This window comes from Dictyobacter vulcani, from assembly GCF_008974265.1.
GTDB lineage: Bacteria > Chloroflexota > Ktedonobacteria > Ktedonobacterales > Ktedonobacteraceae > Dictyobacter > Dictyobacter vulcani.
Map to the genome: position 1 here is coordinate 3,965,015 of NZ_BKZW01000001.1, position 17,150 is coordinate 3,982,164.

Annotated in this window: 17 protein-coding genes and 4 pseudogenes; 17 read left to right on the plus strand and 4 right to left on the minus strand. The window is 48.6% G+C overall.

Annotated features, from left to right (window positions below):
- Nucleotide 1: 1 nt before the first annotated feature.
- The 17 genes and pseudogenes from KDW_RS16920 (at nucleotide 2) to KDW_RS16975 (ending at nucleotide 13,417) form a co-directional block, all read left to right on the plus strand.
- Complete coding sequence (locus KDW_RS16920) at nucleotides 2–1,363, plus strand: dihydrolipoamide acetyltransferase family protein (RefSeq protein ID WP_151757043.1); 1,362 nt, start codon at nucleotides 2–4, stop codon at nucleotides 1,361–1,363.
- A 110-nt stretch (nucleotides 1,364–1,473) separates the two neighbouring features.
- A pseudogene (gene lipA, locus KDW_RS16925) lies at nucleotides 1,474–2,348 on the plus strand (lipoyl synthase).
- A gap of 6 nt (nucleotides 2,349–2,354) precedes the next feature.
- Nucleotides 2,355–3,158 (plus strand): alpha/beta fold hydrolase, encoded by an 804-nt coding sequence (locus tag KDW_RS16930; RefSeq protein ID WP_151757044.1) that lies wholly within the window; start codon nucleotides 2,355–2,357, stop codon nucleotides 3,156–3,158.
- 215 nt (nucleotides 3,159–3,373) lie between these two features.
- Complete coding sequence (locus KDW_RS16935) at nucleotides 3,374–4,912, plus strand: DUF1800 domain-containing protein (protein ID WP_151757045.1); 1,539 nt, start codon at nucleotides 3,374–3,376, stop codon at nucleotides 4,910–4,912.
- A gap of 142 nt (nucleotides 4,913–5,054) precedes the next feature.
- A complete protein-coding gene (locus tag KDW_RS16940; RefSeq protein WP_151757046.1) occupies nucleotides 5,055–5,447 on the plus strand; it encodes a DUF1501 domain-containing protein in 393 nt (130 codons plus the stop codon).
- 1,329 nt (nucleotides 5,448–6,776) lie between these two features.
- On the plus strand, nucleotides 6,777–7,040 hold the full coding sequence (locus KDW_RS16945; RefSeq protein WP_151757047.1) for a hypothetical protein: 264 nt from the start codon (nucleotides 6,777–6,779) through the stop codon (nucleotides 7,038–7,040).
- A gap of 565 nt (nucleotides 7,041–7,605) precedes the next feature.
- Nucleotides 7,606–7,992 carry a hypothetical protein gene (locus KDW_RS32855; RefSeq protein WP_233097800.1) on the plus strand — a complete coding sequence of 129 codons (387 nt, stop codon included), beginning with the start codon at nucleotides 7,606–7,608 and terminating at the stop codon, nucleotides 7,990–7,992.
- A gap of 79 nt (nucleotides 7,993–8,071) precedes the next feature.
- Complete coding sequence (locus KDW_RS32860; RefSeq protein ID WP_198925294.1) at nucleotides 8,072–8,347, plus strand: GAF domain-containing protein; 276 nt, start codon at nucleotides 8,072–8,074, stop codon at nucleotides 8,345–8,347.
- A 53-nt stretch (nucleotides 8,348–8,400) separates the two neighbouring features.
- Nucleotides 8,401–8,670, plus strand: a complete 270-nt coding sequence (locus KDW_RS35025) for a hypothetical protein (RefSeq protein ID WP_198925295.1) — start codon at nucleotides 8,401–8,403, stop codon at nucleotides 8,668–8,670.
- Nucleotides 8,664–9,187, plus strand: a pseudogene (locus KDW_RS33940) (GAF domain-containing protein). The gene KDW_RS35025 and the pseudogene KDW_RS33940 overlap by 7 nt, the downstream one beginning before the upstream one ends.
- Before the next feature lie 49 nt (nucleotides 9,188–9,236).
- Nucleotides 9,237–9,557: a hypothetical protein gene (locus KDW_RS32880; RefSeq protein WP_198925298.1), complete on the plus strand. Its 321-nt coding sequence runs from the start codon at nucleotides 9,237–9,239 to the stop codon at nucleotides 9,555–9,557.
- 89 nt (nucleotides 9,558–9,646) lie between these two features.
- Complete coding sequence (locus KDW_RS32885; protein WP_198925299.1) at nucleotides 9,647–9,760, plus strand: ATP-binding protein; 114 nt, start codon at nucleotides 9,647–9,649, stop codon at nucleotides 9,758–9,760.
- Nucleotides 9,761–9,766: 6 nt separating this feature from the next.
- The gene (locus tag KDW_RS16955; RefSeq protein WP_198925300.1) at nucleotides 9,767–10,135 is read left to right on the plus strand and encodes a response regulator; all 369 of its coding nucleotides are present in this window, start codon (nucleotides 9,767–9,769) and stop codon (nucleotides 10,133–10,135) included.
- A gap of 89 nt (nucleotides 10,136–10,224) precedes the next feature.
- Nucleotides 10,225–11,343: a hybrid sensor histidine kinase/response regulator gene (locus KDW_RS16960; RefSeq protein WP_151757048.1), complete on the plus strand. Its 1,119-nt coding sequence runs from the start codon at nucleotides 10,225–10,227 to the stop codon at nucleotides 11,341–11,343.
- Between the two features lie 159 nt (nucleotides 11,344–11,502).
- Nucleotides 11,503–12,033: a response regulator gene (locus KDW_RS16965; protein WP_162005307.1), complete on the plus strand. Its 531-nt coding sequence runs from the start codon at nucleotides 11,503–11,505 to the stop codon at nucleotides 12,031–12,033.
- Complete coding sequence (locus KDW_RS16970; RefSeq protein WP_151757050.1) at nucleotides 11,958–12,389, plus strand: PAS domain-containing protein; 432 nt, start codon at nucleotides 11,958–11,960, stop codon at nucleotides 12,387–12,389. The genes KDW_RS16965 and KDW_RS16970 overlap by 76 nt, the downstream gene beginning before the upstream one ends.
- Nucleotides 12,386–13,417, plus strand: coding sequence for an ATP-binding protein (locus tag KDW_RS16975; RefSeq protein WP_151757051.1), 1,032 nt, complete (start codon nucleotides 12,386–12,388; stop codon nucleotides 13,415–13,417). The genes KDW_RS16970 and KDW_RS16975 overlap by 4 nt, the downstream gene beginning before the upstream one ends.
- Before the next feature lie 77 nt (nucleotides 13,418–13,494).
- Here KDW_RS16975 and KDW_RS16980 read toward each other — a convergent pair whose 3' ends face one another.
- The 4 genes and pseudogenes from KDW_RS16980 to KDW_RS16995 form a co-directional block, all read right to left on the minus strand.
- Complete coding sequence (locus tag KDW_RS16980) at nucleotides 13,495–14,007, minus strand: hypothetical protein (protein WP_151757052.1); 513 nt, start codon at nucleotides 14,005–14,007, stop codon at nucleotides 13,495–13,497.
- 154 nt (nucleotides 14,008–14,161) lie between these two features.
- Nucleotides 14,162–15,732: pseudogene (mctP, locus tag KDW_RS16985) on the minus strand (monocarboxylate uptake permease MctP).
- Nucleotides 15,733–15,821: 89 nt separating this feature from the next.
- Nucleotides 15,822–16,021, minus strand: a pseudogene (locus KDW_RS35965) (DUF3311 domain-containing protein).
- A gap of 263 nt (nucleotides 16,022–16,284) precedes the next feature.
- A complete protein-coding gene (locus tag KDW_RS16995) occupies nucleotides 16,285–16,722 on the minus strand; it encodes a hypothetical protein (protein WP_151757053.1) in 438 nt (145 codons plus the stop codon).
- Between the last annotated feature and the right edge of the window lie 428 nt (nucleotides 16,723–17,150).

Here is a 17,150-nt window from a genome sequence, read left to right on the forward strand (position 1 = left end):
TATGCCAACTTCAGTAACAATGCCGCGCCTGGGTGAATCTGTGGCTGAGGGGACGATTGGTGCCTGGTTAAAGCAGGAAGGTGACCTGATTGAGCGCGATGAATCGCTCGCCGAGGTCATTACCGATAAAATTAATGCTGAACTACCCTCGCCGGTTGCGGGACGCCTGGTAAAAATCCTGATCCAGGCAGACGAAACAGTTCCTGTCGGGACAGAAATAGCCTTGATTGAAGAGAGCGCTGACGTGGCTTCTGAAGGGAGTCCCGCCGGCCCTGATGCCGCTCCGGTTGACAGTGTGCAGGAAGCGAAGACCCCGCTGTCAGAGCCACAATATGCCACCGGTGTCACGCATGCGAATGGTGCGAATGGTGCAGATGGCAGGAAAGAAGATGAGGAGCGTCAGCGGATCTCTCCACTGGCCCGTCGTCTGGCGCGCGAGCATGACGTTGATCTCAACGAGATCGCTGGCACGGGTGCCGGTGGTCGTGTCCGTAAGGAAGATATTCTGGCGTATGTTGATCAGCGACAAAACGCTTCCGTTTCTTCCGGTCGCACACCTGCGGTAGCCGCTGCTCCTGTGGCTCCTGCTCCCAAACCCGCACCTGTTGCACCTGCTGCGCCAACGCGTCCAGCAGCAGTGGCCAGCGAACTCACCGCGTCGGGCGATGAGATTATTGTACCCAGCCGTATGCGTATGGCGATCGCCGAGCACATGGTGCGCAGTAAACGTACCTCGCCTCACGCCACCACCGTGGTTGAGATCGACATGACCAATATCACGCGCTGGCTGGCCAAAAATAAAGAAGAGTTCAAGCGCCGTGAGGGGTATGGCATCAGCTATGTCCCATTTGTCATGAAGGCCGTCTGTGAAGGTATTCGTAAATTTCCCATCATCAATTCCACCTGGACCGAAGATAATAAGATTATTATCAAGCGGAACATCAATCTGGGTATGGCTGTCTCCACAGACACAGGACTGGTGGTACCAACGATTTACGATGCAGATCAATTTACTCTGGCAGGACTGGCTAAACAGGTGAATGCGCTTGCGCAGCGGGCCCGTGCCAATAAACTGACGGTCCAGGATATGCAGAACAGTACGTTTGTGGTGAATAATCCTGGCGTATTTGGTACAATTATATCGATGCCAATTATTAATCAACCACATGCTGGTATTCTCAGTATGGATGCTGTCGTGAAACGGCCTGTGGTGATTGAGGATGATGCTATCGCTGTACGTTCGATGATGTTCATGTGCTTGTCGTTTGACCATCGCCTCCTGGATGGAGCAGGTGCTGGTGGCTTCTTACAGGCTGTACGAACTAAATTACAAAGTTATGGACGCGATATCGACGTCTATTAGCCGTGGTCAGGTACGTCAAGTACCGACAATAAAAGGGACGGCAGCCGGTCCACTATCTGATAGTCGGGCTGCTGCCGTACTGTTGCAGATCTAGAGCAAGGGAAATTTCCATGACGACCATTATCCCAGAGCGCCGTCCTGAGTGGCTACGCGTACGTGCTCCCAAGGGAGAAAATTATCAAGAACTCAAGCAACTGATGCGTGGTCAGTCGCTCCATACCGTTTGTGAAGAGGCTCGTTGTCCAAATATTGGTGAATGTTGGGGCCACAAAACCGCGACATTTATGATCCTGGGTCGGGTTTGTACACGCAGTTGTGGCTTCTGCGCCGTTGAGACTGGCCGCCCACTGGGATTAGACTGGGAAGAGCCGAAGCGTGTGGCTGAAGCGGTTCAACAGATGGGGTTGCGTCATGCTGTGGTAACTTCTGTCAACCGTGATGAGCTAAAAGATGGTGGAGCCGCCGTTTTCGCATCTACGATCCGCTGGATTCGCCGCTTAAATCCTGAGTGTAAAGTCGAAGTGCTGACACCAGATTTTAAAGGTTCGGCCGATGCTTTACGTGTAGTGATGGATGCTAAACCGGATATTTTTAACCATAATGTTGAGACCATCCCCCGATTGTATAAGCGCGTGCGTCCACAGGCTGTCTATCTGCGCTCACTGCAGGTGCTCAAAATGGCCAAAGAGATGTATCCAGGCACCCGTACCAAGTCTGGCTTTATGCTGGGGTTGGGTGAAACCTGGGATGAGATTCTTGAAGTCATGCGCGATATGCGTGAGTATGATATCGATATCCTGACCATCGGCCAATATCTACGTCCATCTTTCCAGCACCTGCCATTCAGCGCTATGTGCCTCTGGAAGAGTTCGCAGCTTTAAAGGCAGAGGGTAAGAAACTAGGTTTCCGCCACGTAGAATCGGGTCCATTTGTGCGTAGCTCATATCATGCACATGAGCAGGCCGATGGAGCTACTAAGGAGTAGATAGTGATGGCGCTGAGAGCAAACATAAACTCGGCGGACCTGGCTTATGAAGATCATGGGATCGGAATGCCTGTCCTGTTGCTGCATGCATTCCCTTTGAATCATGCCATGTGGGATGGAACCATTACCGCTCTTCTCGCTGAGCAGCGTTATCGTCTGGTGGCACCAGATTTCCGTGGCTTTGGTGAGAGTGGTCTCAATAATGACATTTCGACTATGGATCTGCTGGCCGATGATCTGGCCGCCTTAATGGATACTCTGGGGATGCAGCAGGCGATACTCTGCGGCCTCTCTATGGGTGGATATGTTGCTTTCGCGTTCTATCGCAAATATCCGCAGCGGGTAGGTGGCTTGATCCTGGCGGACACGCAGGCTGGCGCAGATAGTGAAGAGGCGCGTACAAATCGGGAAAAGGTTGCTCAGATGGCTGAGCAGCAAGGTCCTGATGCTCTTGCCGAACTCCAACTGCCGCGCCTGATCTCAGAACATGCACGTACACACCAGCCTGAAGTAGAGACCAGGATTCGGCAAATGATTACCGCGGCTAACCCGGCGGGAATTGCCGCGGCTGCGCGAGGCATGGCTTTGCGGGCTGATTCGACCGTTATGCTGGAAACAATCACCTGTCCTACGCTGGTAATTGTTGGCGAGCAAGATGTGTTGACACCACCCGCTGTTGCCCGTGCCTATGCGCAACGTATTCCTGATGCGCAACTGGCTGTGATACCAAATGCTGGCCATCTCTCAAACCTGGAACAACCTGCCATCTTTCAGGAAGTTGTACGTACTTTCCTTAGCAGTAAGTTCTAAAACAGACCGTTTGAAATATGCTTTAAGAAAAAGGACAGGCATGCTCAGTCATGCCTGTCCTTTTTCTTTTGCCTTCCGCGCCCCATTCTTTCACATCCACAACCTCTCTCGGCCAAAAGTAGAGAAAACTATTATCCCATCTTGACTTTTCCTTGATAACTTTCTAGTACAATTTCTTATGGTGAAACACTCAAATGTGATAAGAGGAGTTTTTAATGGACATACACGATCAGCCAACTGAACCATGGAAGGATAATGAGGGCGCGCCAGCAGGATTTGTGTCGGGGAATGTCGTGACATCTGCTTCTAAATCCGGTCGTATCTCGCGGCGGGCTCTTTTTACCGGATTGGCTGGAGCGGGCGCGGCTGTGGCGGTGGGTGGTGTTGCCCTGGCTGAATGGCAGCAATCACAGTCCAACCCGAATTCTATTCCAGGTGCACAATCTGGATCTGTCGCCAATGCACAGATAGGACACCTTTTGCGCCGTGCTGGTTTCGGCGGCCGCATTGAAGATCTGGCTTTCTACAATAGTCTGGGCTATGAGGGTGCGGTTGACCATTTATTGAATTATCAGCGGATCTCAGATCAAACGCTAGAACAACGTTTGAGTGCTGCTAAACTGGATTTGAATAAGGCTCCTAATCAGCAGCGCTGGTGGTTGCTCCGTATGATTGACAGTCAGCGCCCACTGCAAGAAAAAATGACGCTCTTCTGGCATGGTATGCTGACAAGCAACTATCAAAAGGTCGGTGGTCCCAAAGTATATACGCGCATGATTGTACAGAACAACTTTCTGCGCGCCCACGCATTTGATACGTTTGACAACATCTTACTGGGCATCACCAGCGATCCAGCCATGCTTTTCTATCTGGACCTGACCCGTAGCCGCAAGAATGCACCGAATGAGAATTATGCGCGTGAATTGATGGAGCTTTTTACCCTTGGACTGGGTCATTATACCCAGGCCGATGTCTCGGCAGCGGCAGCGGCCCTGACCGGTTGGCATATCAAAGGCGGAACGTTAGAGGCGCAGTATAATCCACGTGATCATAGCAACAAGGAAATTACCTTCCTGGGCCACACGGGTAATTTGAACTATAAGGATGTTATACAGATCCTGACCAATCATCCCGCTGCGGCAGCATTTTTGTGCCGTAAATTGTTTACGTTTTTTGTGTACGAAAATCCCAGTAATGAAGATCTGGCTCCATTAATAGATACATATAATAAGAGCAATCATAACGTTGGCGCGGTGATGAAAACCCTTTTGCTCTCGCCACAATTCAGGTCAGATAAAGCCTATCGTGCCCGTGTGAAGTCACCCACCGAGTTTGTGGTTGGGGTTTATCGGGCCCTGGATGCTAAAACTGATGGCAAAGAGTTACCTGCCCAGACCATCATCCAGGGACAAACGCTGTTTGGTCCTCCGAATGTGGCGGGCTGGCCAGGCGATAAAGTGAGCGCTACCTGGCTGAATGGTGGCACCTGGTTGTCACGCTTAAATTATCTCAACCTGCTGATCGCTGGCGGCCGTAGCCGTACCAGTGTCTATAAGCCCTTTGATTTTCAGAGCAATATCGATAAATATAAAATTGACACCCCGGAGGCGTTCGTTACGCATTTTGCTAACTTCTTACTTGATGGCGCGCTTGATGATCAGCGTAAGGCACAACTGGTCAGCTACTTTACCATTGCCGATCCACGCTCGCGTCAGGGCCACGTGACCCTCGTCAACGGAAAAAGCTATCCTTAAGTAAGGTCCGGGTACCCTCTATCTGCTGATGGCCTCGCCCGAATACCAGTTGAATTAAAACTCCCTGACCCGTGCTAACCAGGAGTATTTCCTGCTGGTTGGTGGGTCTGAGAAGAGTAGCGTGAGAAAGGAAAGATGAGAGATGAAACTTTCGCGTAGAGCCATGATCAAAGATGGCATGCTGGTAGTATCTGCTGGTATGGTGATGCCCGCGATTTTCAGCCGTGGCCTGGCGTCAGCTAAAGCCCTTGGCCTGGATGGTGAGCGTATTGCTCAGGTCGGTAACGATCATACCTTGATTGTTGTCCAGCTGGCTGGTGGCAATGATGGTTTAAATACGGTCGTGCCGTATGCCGATAGTACCTATCATCAGAAGCGTCCGACCATTGGCCTGGGTGCAGACAAAGTGTTATCCCTGGATGGACGACTGGGCTTGAATGCTCAGCTAGCCCCACTGAAAAACTTATGGATCAGGGACATCTGGCGATTGTTGAAGGTGTCGGCTATGAAAATTAAAACTCCCTGCCCGTGCTAAAACCAGGAGTATTTCCGCTGGTTTGTGGGGTCTGGCAAGATAAGCGTGAGGAAAGGAAAGATGAGAGATGATACTTCGCGTAAGCCATGATCAAAGAGGCATGCTGGCTATACAGACTTGGCATTATGCGTGTAATCCCCGGATTGTTCCAGCCGTGGCCTGTCGTCATGATAAGCCCCTTGGCCTGGAAAGGTGAGCTGTATTGGTCAGTGTCCGGTAACGATCAATACCCTTGATTGTTGTCCCAGCTGGCCGCTGATGCAATGTGGTTAAATGACGGGTCGTGAGTATGCCGATATGTACCTATCATCAGAAGCGTTCGACCCTCTTGGCAGGTGGGTGCAGACAAAAGTGTTATCGCCTGCACCTGGAGCGAACTGGCTTGAAGCTCAGTCTAAGCCCACTGAAAAATCTTATCGGGATTCCTAAAAGGAGACACAAATTCTGGCGAGTGTTGAAGGTGTCGGCTATGCAAATTCCAAGTTTGTCCCATTTGTACCAAAGTCGATGGTATTGCTGGTCAGACCGATTAACGACCGGCAACTGTGTCCAACGGGAAAGGCCAGTTGTTTAGCGACCCGACTGGTCTGGTTATGGTGGAGATACGACAGGTCAACTGACTTCGACCTAGTATATAACCGACCATCAATGGTAATTTGCGCCACATGGAACCTGCCAACGACAGCCCGTCGCCCTATTCTCATTCCAGAATACTTTGACGAGTACGTGCAAACCCTGAGCACGATCAGGCCTATCGTGGCCTTTGCATACGTAGAGTCCGATGCACGAAACAGACACTCGGTGGTCATAATAGCGCGCGCTGACAAGAGCCTTCTCGAAAGAGTCAGCAATACTAGCCCGTCTGTCACCGCGCTATATCTCAGCATCAACATGAGTGCGGCGACTCTTAGATACATTGCCCTGCGTGGATCAATGCCGAATTGAAGTGGTAAACAGCTCCAGCAGCGCGAAAGAACGTACACAAACCTAGGCAGCGTTGACAAAACCCCGCTATCCCAACAGGCATCCAGATATCGGCACCACCACGTGAGCTTAACTAGAGGACGATTAGCCGAAGGACTAATATAAGTCCAGAAACTTGGGTTGCGTGGTGCTATTGTCACCGCTGGGTAGGTTTCGACACTACGCTCCCTGCCCGGTCAGCAGCAACACTCCAAAAATAGAGACGCCGAAGGAAAAGAAAGCCCCACCTGCTGAAAACGTTACGCTAAAGGACTGCAATCAAGGTCCTTCTTAAGAGATCCATGACTTCAAGCCTAGCCGGAAAGCTCGAACGATTATTCCTCGTCGTGATGACGTGGTCCGAATTTGGTCGACGCGTCGAAAGAAAATGGGAGCCTGGGCACCGATCATGGAACCCGCCGCCCCGCTTTTTGTCCTGGAAATGCGGTACAAAAAGGCATCTATGGCGAACCGCCAGATCTCCAGCAACTTGATCCTAACGGCAACCTGAAATATACCACCGACTTCCGTTCCGTCTATGCGACCGTTCTCGAACGGTGGATGGGAGCATCCTCCAAAGATGTCCTCAAAGGTACCTATCAAAGCCAGAACTTCCTACCCAAACTGTAGTAGCGTCAGCGCTGATTTTCGCGCCTACGGCGCTCAAAAATTTTAGGAGGTGGTGAAAAATCGTGCGCGCCGCGCAGGATTTTTCACCACCTCCTAAAAAGAAACATGGGCACTTTAGTGCCCGCGTGTGGCTAAGTGCAACGATCCTGGGAGGTTTGAGTCTCAGACACACTTTTATAGTAAGGCTTCCCCGGATTCTTCAGCTCAGGCGTCTTAGCTATGTGTCCCTATAGCTAGTAGGAGAGAATGATATCGTCTGGCCTATACACTTGAGATTTAGGATGAAGTGTGATAAATAGAATGAATAAGTGTTAGCGTGGCTCTCTTTCTTTCTTTTTTTGCAGGATAGTCATGAATTTTTTGTAGTAGCGTAAGCTATACAATCTGTGATCTATAAAGGTAATAATAGATACGTATGCGCCAGTTTGATGAAAGAACATAGCATAGCGGCAAAAATGGCAACAGAAGATATAAATCTTACAAATTGTGAACGCGAACCGATTCATATCCCGGCTCTATTCAACCCCACGGCATACTGTTTGTACTCAGTATCCCTTCGCTTCAGATTACGCAGGTGAGTAATACTACTCAGCTTCTGCTAGGTATCGCTCCTGAACAGTTTTTGCAGCAAGATCTGGCAGATTTTTTGCCTGCCGCTCAAATCACTGAAATCAGAGCAGCATTACAATTAGCTGAGATTGAAGCCGCTAATCCGCTACTGATTACGCCACAATCTGGTCAAGGGGAAGCACGAGTTTTTGATGGTGTTGTCCATCGTGTGGTTGGTCATGAGAATGAGTTGCTCCTGTTGGAATTAGAGGTTGCACCAGACCAAAATAAGGTGCATATTCCGAATTTTTATCAGGTTATGCGTACCTCTGCTACCGTACTTCGGGGGCTTCCAGTTTATTGGATCTGTGTCAGTCTTCGGTTGAAGTGGTACGCAAGCTGACGGGCTTTGATCGTATTATGATCTATCGTTTTCATGAAGATTGGCATGGTGAAGTGATTGCGAAGTCTGCAATGAGGACATGGAGCCCTACCTTGGCCTGCACTATCCAGCCTCGGATATTCCCAGCCAGGCGCGTGAGTTGTATCGCTATAACTGGCTACGTTTAATTGCTGATGTCTCCTATCAGCCAGCTGCGATCATTCCCACCGATAGTCCTTTGACGCAGCATCCTCTTAACCTGAGCACTTCGGTGTTGCGTAGTGTCTCGCCAATGCATATTCAATATTTGAAAAACATGGGGGTAGCATCCTCCATGTCAATCTCTATCCTCAAAAATCAGCAACTCTGGGACTGATATCCTGTCATCATAATGAGCCAAAATTTGTTCTTACAGTATTCGTGCAGCCTGTGAATTTCTGGACAGTTGTTATCTTGCAGATCGTGGCTCGTGAGGATGTGGATGATTATGCCTATGAACTGAAGGTCAAGGATCTCCAGTCTCAATTGCTTGAATATATGCGTGGTGAGCATGGTCATTATACGCAACTCCTGGAACATCCTCAGGAACTCTTACAATTGGTCAATGCTCAGGGAGCCGCTTTCTTCTTTGATGATACCTACACTTCTGTTGGCGCGGCTCCTGATTCCGCAGATGGCAGGCGTATCGTTGAGTGTTGAAAACTACTATAACGAGTGATATATTTGTCACTGAATCCTTATCCAGACATTGGCCAGAGGCAGCGCAATTCAAAGAGCGTGCGAGTGGCTTGCTGGCTATCTCTATCTCTCCTTTACAGGCGAGCTATGTACTCTGGTTCCGTCCAGAAGTGGTGCATGAAATGAAGTGGGGGGAGATCCGCATAAACCGATGCAAATGCAGGATGGGAGCACACTTCTCCATCCTCGCACGTCATTTGCTGCCTGGGGGGAAACCGTTAACTTACAGTCACAGGCCTGGAAAGAAAGTGAAGTGGCTGCCGCGCGTGTGATCAGAAGTGCCATTATCGATCGCGTTCTGCAAGATCTGGTCGTGCAGCGTTCTAATGAGTTGCAGAACTTGAATCAGATGCTGGAAGCTAGTAATCAGGAACTGGATTCTTTTGCCTATATCGTTTCTCATGACTTAAAAGAGCCACTGCGCGGCAATTACCAATTATGTCCATATTCTGAAAGAAGACTACGGCGACAGACTTGATGCAGACGGTCTGAGCCGCCTGACAACACTGCTACGTTTAGCGCAGCGATTGGATACGCTGATCGAATCCCTCTTACACTATTCACGAGCGGGCCGTGTAGATCTGGCCTTTGCTGAAATTGATCTTAATAGCATACTGGAAAGTGTGCTGGAACTGCTGCAGGGTAGACTTGAGGAGAAGCAGATTACTATTCGCATTCCGCGTCCTTTGCCGACTGTCTGGTGTGATCGTGCTCGGATCGGGGAGATTTTTAGTAACTTGATCAGTAATGCGTTGAAATATAATGACAAAGCAGACAAATGGATTGAGATAGGTTATCAACAAACCGAGGATAAACAAGCCCCCCCGGTCTTTTTATGTCAGAGATAATGGCATTGGTATTCGGGACAAGTATTTTGACTCGATCTTTCGAATTTTTAAACGCTTACATGGTCGTGATAAGTTTGAAGGCGGTGCCGGTGCTGGTTTTGACTATTGTGAAGCGTATTGTAGAGCGGCATGGAGGAAAGATCTGGCTTGAGTCGGTCTATGGAGAAGGAACAACATTCTATTTTACCCTGCAGGAGGACTAAACAAGCATGTTTAATCGTGCCGATTATCCAATACTTATTGTAGAGGATACTGATGAAGACTTTGAGATGATCCTATGGGCGTTAAAGAAGTTGTCGATTACGACGCCTATTTATCGCTGCGAAGATGGAGATGAGGCTTTGGATTTTCTTCGTCATCGTGGAAAATATACAGACAGCACACTGGCTCCGCGACCTGCGCTGATTTTGCTGGATTTGAATCTGGTCTTATTGAATGGTCAGGAGGTACTGTCCCAGATTAAACTGGATGATGAACTTAAAATGATCCCCGTGGTCGTCTGGACCACCTCTGATGATCCCAAGGATATCGAGGTTTGTTTTAAGCAAGAGCTAATAGCTATATTCTCAAGCCAATGACCTCTGAAAAAGTCTTGCAAGCCGTGGATTTTGTTGAACCAATACTGGTTTGGTGTGGTTAAGCTTCCTGAGACTGCTGAGATGTAAGCATGACGGAGAAGAATCCTACAATTTGTATTATTGATGATAATCCAGAAGATCGGGAAGTTTTTCGACGCTACCTGTTGCAGGATACCCGTTATCGCTATCAATTTTATGAGGAAGAGACCGGGGAAGATGGTCTGACCCTCTGCCGGAAAATACAGCCCGATTGCATTTTATTGGATTATAAATTGCCGGATATTGATGGGCTGGAGTTTTTAGCCAATCTGGCAGATAACTCTGGTTCTATTCCTTTTGCGGTCATCATGCTGGCGGGCCTGGGTGATGAATCGATTGCGTTACAGGCGATGAAGAGTGGTGCCCAGGATTATCTGGTCAAGGATGAGATGACGCCGGGTAACCTGTTCCGCGCTATCCATAACGCGATTGAACGTACTACCATGCGCCGAACGCTGGAAAAGCATCAGCAGGATCTGGAGCAGAAAAATCAAGAGATTCAGGCTTTTGCATACGCCCTGGCTCATGATTTGCGTGCCCCTTTGCGTGCCATCACGGGTTTTTCGCAGATTGTAGAAGAAGATTATAAAAATGTCCTCGATGCTGATGGTCGTCATTATGTCGAAAATATCGTCCACGCCTGCACACAAATGGACCGTTTGATCGAAGATCTCTTGAATTATACGCGTATTGAGCATCGGGCTATCCGCTATAAACCAGTGGCATTGGGCTACATGATCTCGCAAATCGTAGAGGGTTTGACTGAACGGATCAATCAGACGCAGGCGGTGATCTTGATCGCAGAGGATCTGCCGATGGTCTACGGCGATAGTACCTTGATCAACCAGATTTTTATCAATCTGCTTGAGAATGCTCTGGTCTATCGAAAGCCAGATCGCCAGATAGAATTGAGCCTGACATGGATGCAGGAGGATGATTTTGTGGTGGTGCGTCTGGCGGATAATGGCATCGGTATTGATCCCAAACATTATGAGAAAATATTTAGCCTGTTTCAGCGCTTGCATAGCGACGACCTGTATCCTGGAACCGGCATCGGCCTGGCCATCGTCAAGAAGGCCACTGACCTTTTGGGTGGGCAGGTCTGGGTCGAGTCTACCTTAGGGATAGGCAGTACTTTTTTTGTGAAACTTCCCGTGTATATATTGTAGAGGCGTATCTTTGTGAGCATGCAAAAGACTATTCTGGCTATGAAATTGATGACTCTATCTAAGAGTATATATTTTATATAATGGATGAGTTTTGTTATCTCTACCCAGAGCGATATATCTATTGCGATGTAAACACAAACAATTATGTTGGAGTTGCCTGTGAGGTTCCTTATTGTTGATGATAGTATGAATGATCGTGAGCTTGTTGTACGCAGACTGAAAAGAGAATTTCCTGCGGCAGAGTATGTGGAAGTGGGATTGCCAGAAGACCTGGACGCTGCAATTGTTCATGATCAATTTGATATTGTTTTGACGGATTACCAATTGAACTGGGCCAATGGCTTACAGATTCTCAAGACTGTCAAGCAGCGTTATCCAGATGTTCCTGTCTTAATGGTGACTGGAACAGGGAGTGAGGAGATTGCTGTTGAGGGCTTACGCTCCGGTTTAAGTAACTATATTCTGAAGAGCCATCTAGAGCGCCTTCCACAAGCTGTTCATGAGAGTCTGGAGAAGGTGCGCCTGCAGAAGCAATATGATGAAGCCCTCTTGCAGCTACGGCAGTCCGAAGAACGCTATCGCGAAATTTTTGAACAGGGACTCACCGCATCTTTATGTGTACACCTCAGGGAGAGCTTCTCACCTGTAATGCTGCCTTTGCACATATCTTTGGCTTTCCTTCTGAAATAGAAGCTTTACAAACAAACATATCCTCACTCTATCCCTCTACTGATGGTTATCAGACTTTCTGTTCACTATTAGAGCAGCAGAAACGTCTCGCGTACCATGAAGTTACTATGATGCGCCATGATGGTACTCCTATTTATATTGTTGAGAACGTAGTTGGAACGTTTGATAAACAGGGTAATCTGGCGGAAATCAAAGGCTACATTTTTGATACAACTGAACGCAAAAAATTGGCTGATCAACTCCAACAGGCGCAGCGCCTGGAGAGCGTGGGATTATTGGTCAGTGGTATCGCCCATGATTTTAATAATATGTTGGGGGCATTCTCGGCTATACCAGTCGTGGACTTAACCGTGTGACTCAGAGTCATCCCCTCTATGACAACTTGCATCATATTCAGGAAATTGCTAACCGCGCTGCTAAGATGACTCATCAGTTGCTGGCATTTTCACGGCGTCAGGTTTTGGAGCCCAGTGATGTTAACCTGAATATGGTGGTTGAAAGCCTGTTGAGCTTATTTGGCAAAATATTGGCCGATCAGATTGAAATTGAGTTTCTGCCAGAAGCAGACCTGCATACGGTACATGTTGATTATGCTCAGATTGAACAGGTTCTCATGAATTTGTGTGTGAATGCTCACGATGCTATGCCAGATGGCGGGAAATTGACGATCAAGACCGCTAATGTGCCGTATGAGGAAGCATATCTGAAGAGCCGTGGTCAACTGGGACCGGGTGAGTATGTGTTGCTTTCGGTACAGGATACTGGCACTGGCATGGATGAACAGACACAATCACACATTTTTGAGCCTTTTTTCACAACCAAAGAGATTGGCAAAGGGACTGGCCTGGGCTTATCCATGGTTCATGGTATTATTGGTCAGCATAATGGCTACATTGGCGTGCAGAGTGTCCTTGATCAGGGAACAGAGTTCTGTATTTATCTTCCTACTATCGACGCTCCTGTCGTCGAACTCGCTGTGGCCAGTGAGCCTGAAGGCATGCCACTGGCAGTACAGGGCGGGGATGAAATGATTCTGGTGGTTGAGGATGATCCAGACCTGCGCTGTTTGATGGAAGAAGCCCTGGCAGAGTATGGTTATACGGTCATGAGCGCGGCCGATGGCATGGAAGGACTGAAGCTTTTTCAGTCGAACCAGGAGGCTATCGCGCTGGTAGTCTCGGATCTTGTGACACCCAGGATGAAGGGAAAAGAGCTCTACGATGCTATTCATGAGCTCAGGGAGGATGCCCGGTTCCTGTTTATCAGTGGGTATCAGGCGAACCAGATCAGCCAGAATTTTGTGCTGGACAAAGGGTTTGCGTTTCTACAGAAACCGTTCGATCTGGATGAATTGGCTGCCAGGGTGCGTGAGATTCTGGGCTAGTTGCTGGTAAGTATGGTGTGTGAAAAAAACACGCTCAGCACGTTTTTTTCACACACCATACTTAATCTTCTTCATACTTAATCTTCTTCGTAGCTGACCCCGACGCGCTCAATGCGGTTTTGTACCTCGAAAAGTGCTTCAAGTCGTGGCGTTGTGGCTTGATTACTTTCTTCAAGCCCGGTCTGGATCAGGTCTTCAATTTGCAGATAATATTCAACCAGTAGTCGTTCTCCCACCGTCACATGATTCACACAATCTTCCAGCATCTCGCCTGCCTCTTCATAGGTAGCCAGACGCTCCTGAGCACTCTGAAAGGCGTTCTGCTGACTTTGTAGCCGTTCTGTCAGTTCCTGGTAAGCACGGCGCCGCAAAGGGGCTGAGCCTGTGCTGATCTGCAATTCCTGTAGCACCAGTGCTACCGTCCCCATATCCATCGTGGTCTCTTTTTCCTTACGTTTTAACCATGCACGCACGGCATGTAAACGAACCAGTGGATTGGCGCTGGCAGGTAAACGTAAATTATCATCTGAAAGCAGTTCATCACTGCCGGTTTGATCTTCTTGTGCTGACAACTCGTCGTCAAAATCCATCTGATGCAATTCCTTTTTTTCGCTACAACGTTTGTTGTAATCGTAGCATAGTTTCGCAAGGTCTTTCTAATTGTACTTAACCAGCCATGCTACAAAAAAGAGGGATAGCCAGATATGTCTGGTTATCCTCTGTAAACAATTACAGCGTAGATGTTTAACCTAAGGCTTCCTTTGCTACCTCTACGCGTTCAACTGGGGCGTACTCCTCCTCATAATCAGCGGGACTGGTGCTATCCTTTCCGCTATCCAGGCCGATCGCCTTGAAAATAGGTGTCAGGATAACTGCGAGTAAGAGGTTAAGCACTAGTACCGCGACTGCGATATAGATAGGGACATTGAAGAGGGCCATGGTGGGTTTATTGCCAGCAATGATAAACATACTCGTGCCCGCAATCATACCCGCTGCCCAGCCAATTAATAGCGCCCAGCGATTAAACCAGTTGGTGTAGAGTCCCAGGAAGACCGAGGGAAGCGTCTGGAGAATCCAGATGCCACCCAATAATTGAAAGTAGACGACCTGGGCTGGATTGATCGCCACGATGAATATTAACGCGCCAAATTTAAGGACCAGTGAGGAGACTTTCGCTGCCGGGCTTCTTCATGATCGCTGGCCGCAGGCCGGAAATATTCTTTGTAGATGTTGCGCGTAAAGAGATTGGCCGCGGCAATTGACATCACAGCCGCCGGTACCAGTGCGCCGATGGAGAGGGCGGCAAACGTAAAGCCAGCAAACCAGGAAGGGAAGATGGCATTGATCAAGGCAGGTACCGCGCTGTTATTTCCAAAACCTCCAAAGGGTTTGACCTTTTGCGCAATCGCCATATATCCCAGCAGGGCTAGAAATCCCAGCATCAAGGAATAAATGGGCAGGAGGGCCGCATTGCGCTTGACGACTTTGGTACTGTTACTACTCAGCACACCAGTCAGTGAGTGTGGATAGAGGAAGAGTGCCAGGGCTGAGCCGAGTGCCAGAGTTGAGTAGGCAATGGCCTGGTTCGCAGGAATAATATCCGAGAAGGTTTTGGGATTGGCCAGCGCTTTCTGGTGCGCGGCATCGAAGATTGGTCCAAAACCATGGAAATGCGTGGGAATGATGGCGATGATGGCGAAGAGCACAATGAAGATCATCACATCTTTTACCAGAGCAATCATAGCCGGTGCACGTAGTCCGCTGGTATAAGTGTAGGCCGCCAGAATCACAAAGGCAATCAGCAACGGCACATCGACTTGGAAGCCTAGTAACGGAACTGTTATTGGTATACCCATCGCGGCAAGTGAAATTTGAATCCCATACATCTGGAGCGCGATATAGGGCATGGTGGCAAGGATACCAGTAAAGGCGATGGCCAGGGCCAGACTTTTACTCCCAAAGCGGTCTTTGACAAAATCTGAGGCCGTCACATAGCCGCGTTGTTTACAGATTGTCCAGAATCTGGGCATCAACACAAAAACGAGGGGATAGATAAGGACGGTGTAAGGAATAGCAAAGAAACCCGAGACCGCGCCCGCGCCATACATAGCCGCAGGAATAGCAATAAAGGTGTAGGCAGTATAGAGGTCTCCACCCAATAAAAACCAGGTTACAACGGTGCCAAAACGTCGACCTGCCAGTCCCCATTCATGCAGGAGATTGAGATCTCCCTGTCGCCAGCGTGCCGCGAAAAAGCCCAGAACCGTTACGACCACGAAAAAAAAGATGAAAACTGTAATGGCTGTGGCGTCCAATTTCATTGACGCACTCTCCCTTCCTTGTTTAAGAGATTGCCAGTAAGTAGCGTGCTTGACATGACCCGCAGGCTAATGCCGTGCCTGTGTCAATCGCCGAAGAAGTAGACAAATGCGGTGATAATAGATGTGATAATAATCCACAGCATTTGATACCAGTAGAAAAAGGGCATGCCTAACAGCGGTGGCTGTAGCGAATTGTAAAAGGGCGTATCAGTAAGAAGATGTAGGGGATGATCAATAAGAACAGGATCCAGCGACGCTTTTTTTTGATGGGGCGAGTTACCATACAAATGCTCCTTTGCTCTGTCCAATGGAAAACTGGCCAAAGAGGTTTTTGCCTGCCATTAAGCATTGCCTGCGACGCACCTTTTATACCACTAAGAGAAAAAGCATGAATGCCATTCTGGCTACGGTATAGTAAAGAGATGCAAAGACCATTGCTGGCTAAAATAATACCCTGGAAAGTTTCTCAGGCATCTTTGTGGCTTATGTAAAGACTACGGTATTTACATTTAATTGTCAATTGATTGGCTTGTCTGTGTGCGTTGCTTAAATGCTACAGAGGAGCCCCAGATCGTATTGAGTCGCCTGTTGTACGATTTGTAGAAAACTAGCCGCATGTTCTGGCAGCACTTCATCGATTGTGCGTGCATTTTGGACTGAGCGTTGTTGTAGCCGGAATAAGGCGTAGTCCTGGCGGGCTCTGGCAGGATCTGGTGGTTGCGCATGCTCAAGGCAACTGGCCAGTTGCCTGGTTTCATCTGGTGTGAGGTAACCAATATAATCCTCATAGGGTTCTCCAGGCCTGTAGCCAAAAGGCATGCGTCGGCGTCCGCATGCCAGCAATTCAAAGAGTGCCATAGCTCGCACTGAAATACCGGCTAACCAGCCACGCAGATGTAATGTGGCTGGATGGCTGCCAATCTCTATGCCAGATGTCTCGCTACAATCGTCAGCGTCCAACAACTGTTTTTTGGCTGTCGTCATAGCATATGAGGAGCGGTTTTGTACTTCCAGAGCCAGTTTATTTAAGCCTGCCGAGCGCAAAAGTGAGATGATTTGTGCCTGGTTGGCCTCCTCTTTTTCTTGTTCTCCTGGTATCTCGGACTGATTCTGTAATAGAGGGAGTCCAAGCGGGATCTGGCAATATTCTTCAAGGAGTGCCCCCAGATTGCTCGTAGCGTGTCGGGATTTTGATAAAGCTGGGGAGGATGTTTATGTATATAGTTATCGCTAACTTCAGTAAAGGTTTCTGCCATACATAATAGCTGGTATTCATGGTATGCCTGTGATCCTTGAGGTAATTGTTTTACAAAAGACTGTGCCCGTGTCCAGGTACGCAGGGCAACATTGCAGGTGGAATAAATTGTTCTTCACGTGCGCAACGTGTCTCAGCGTAAAGTTGATAGAGTGCG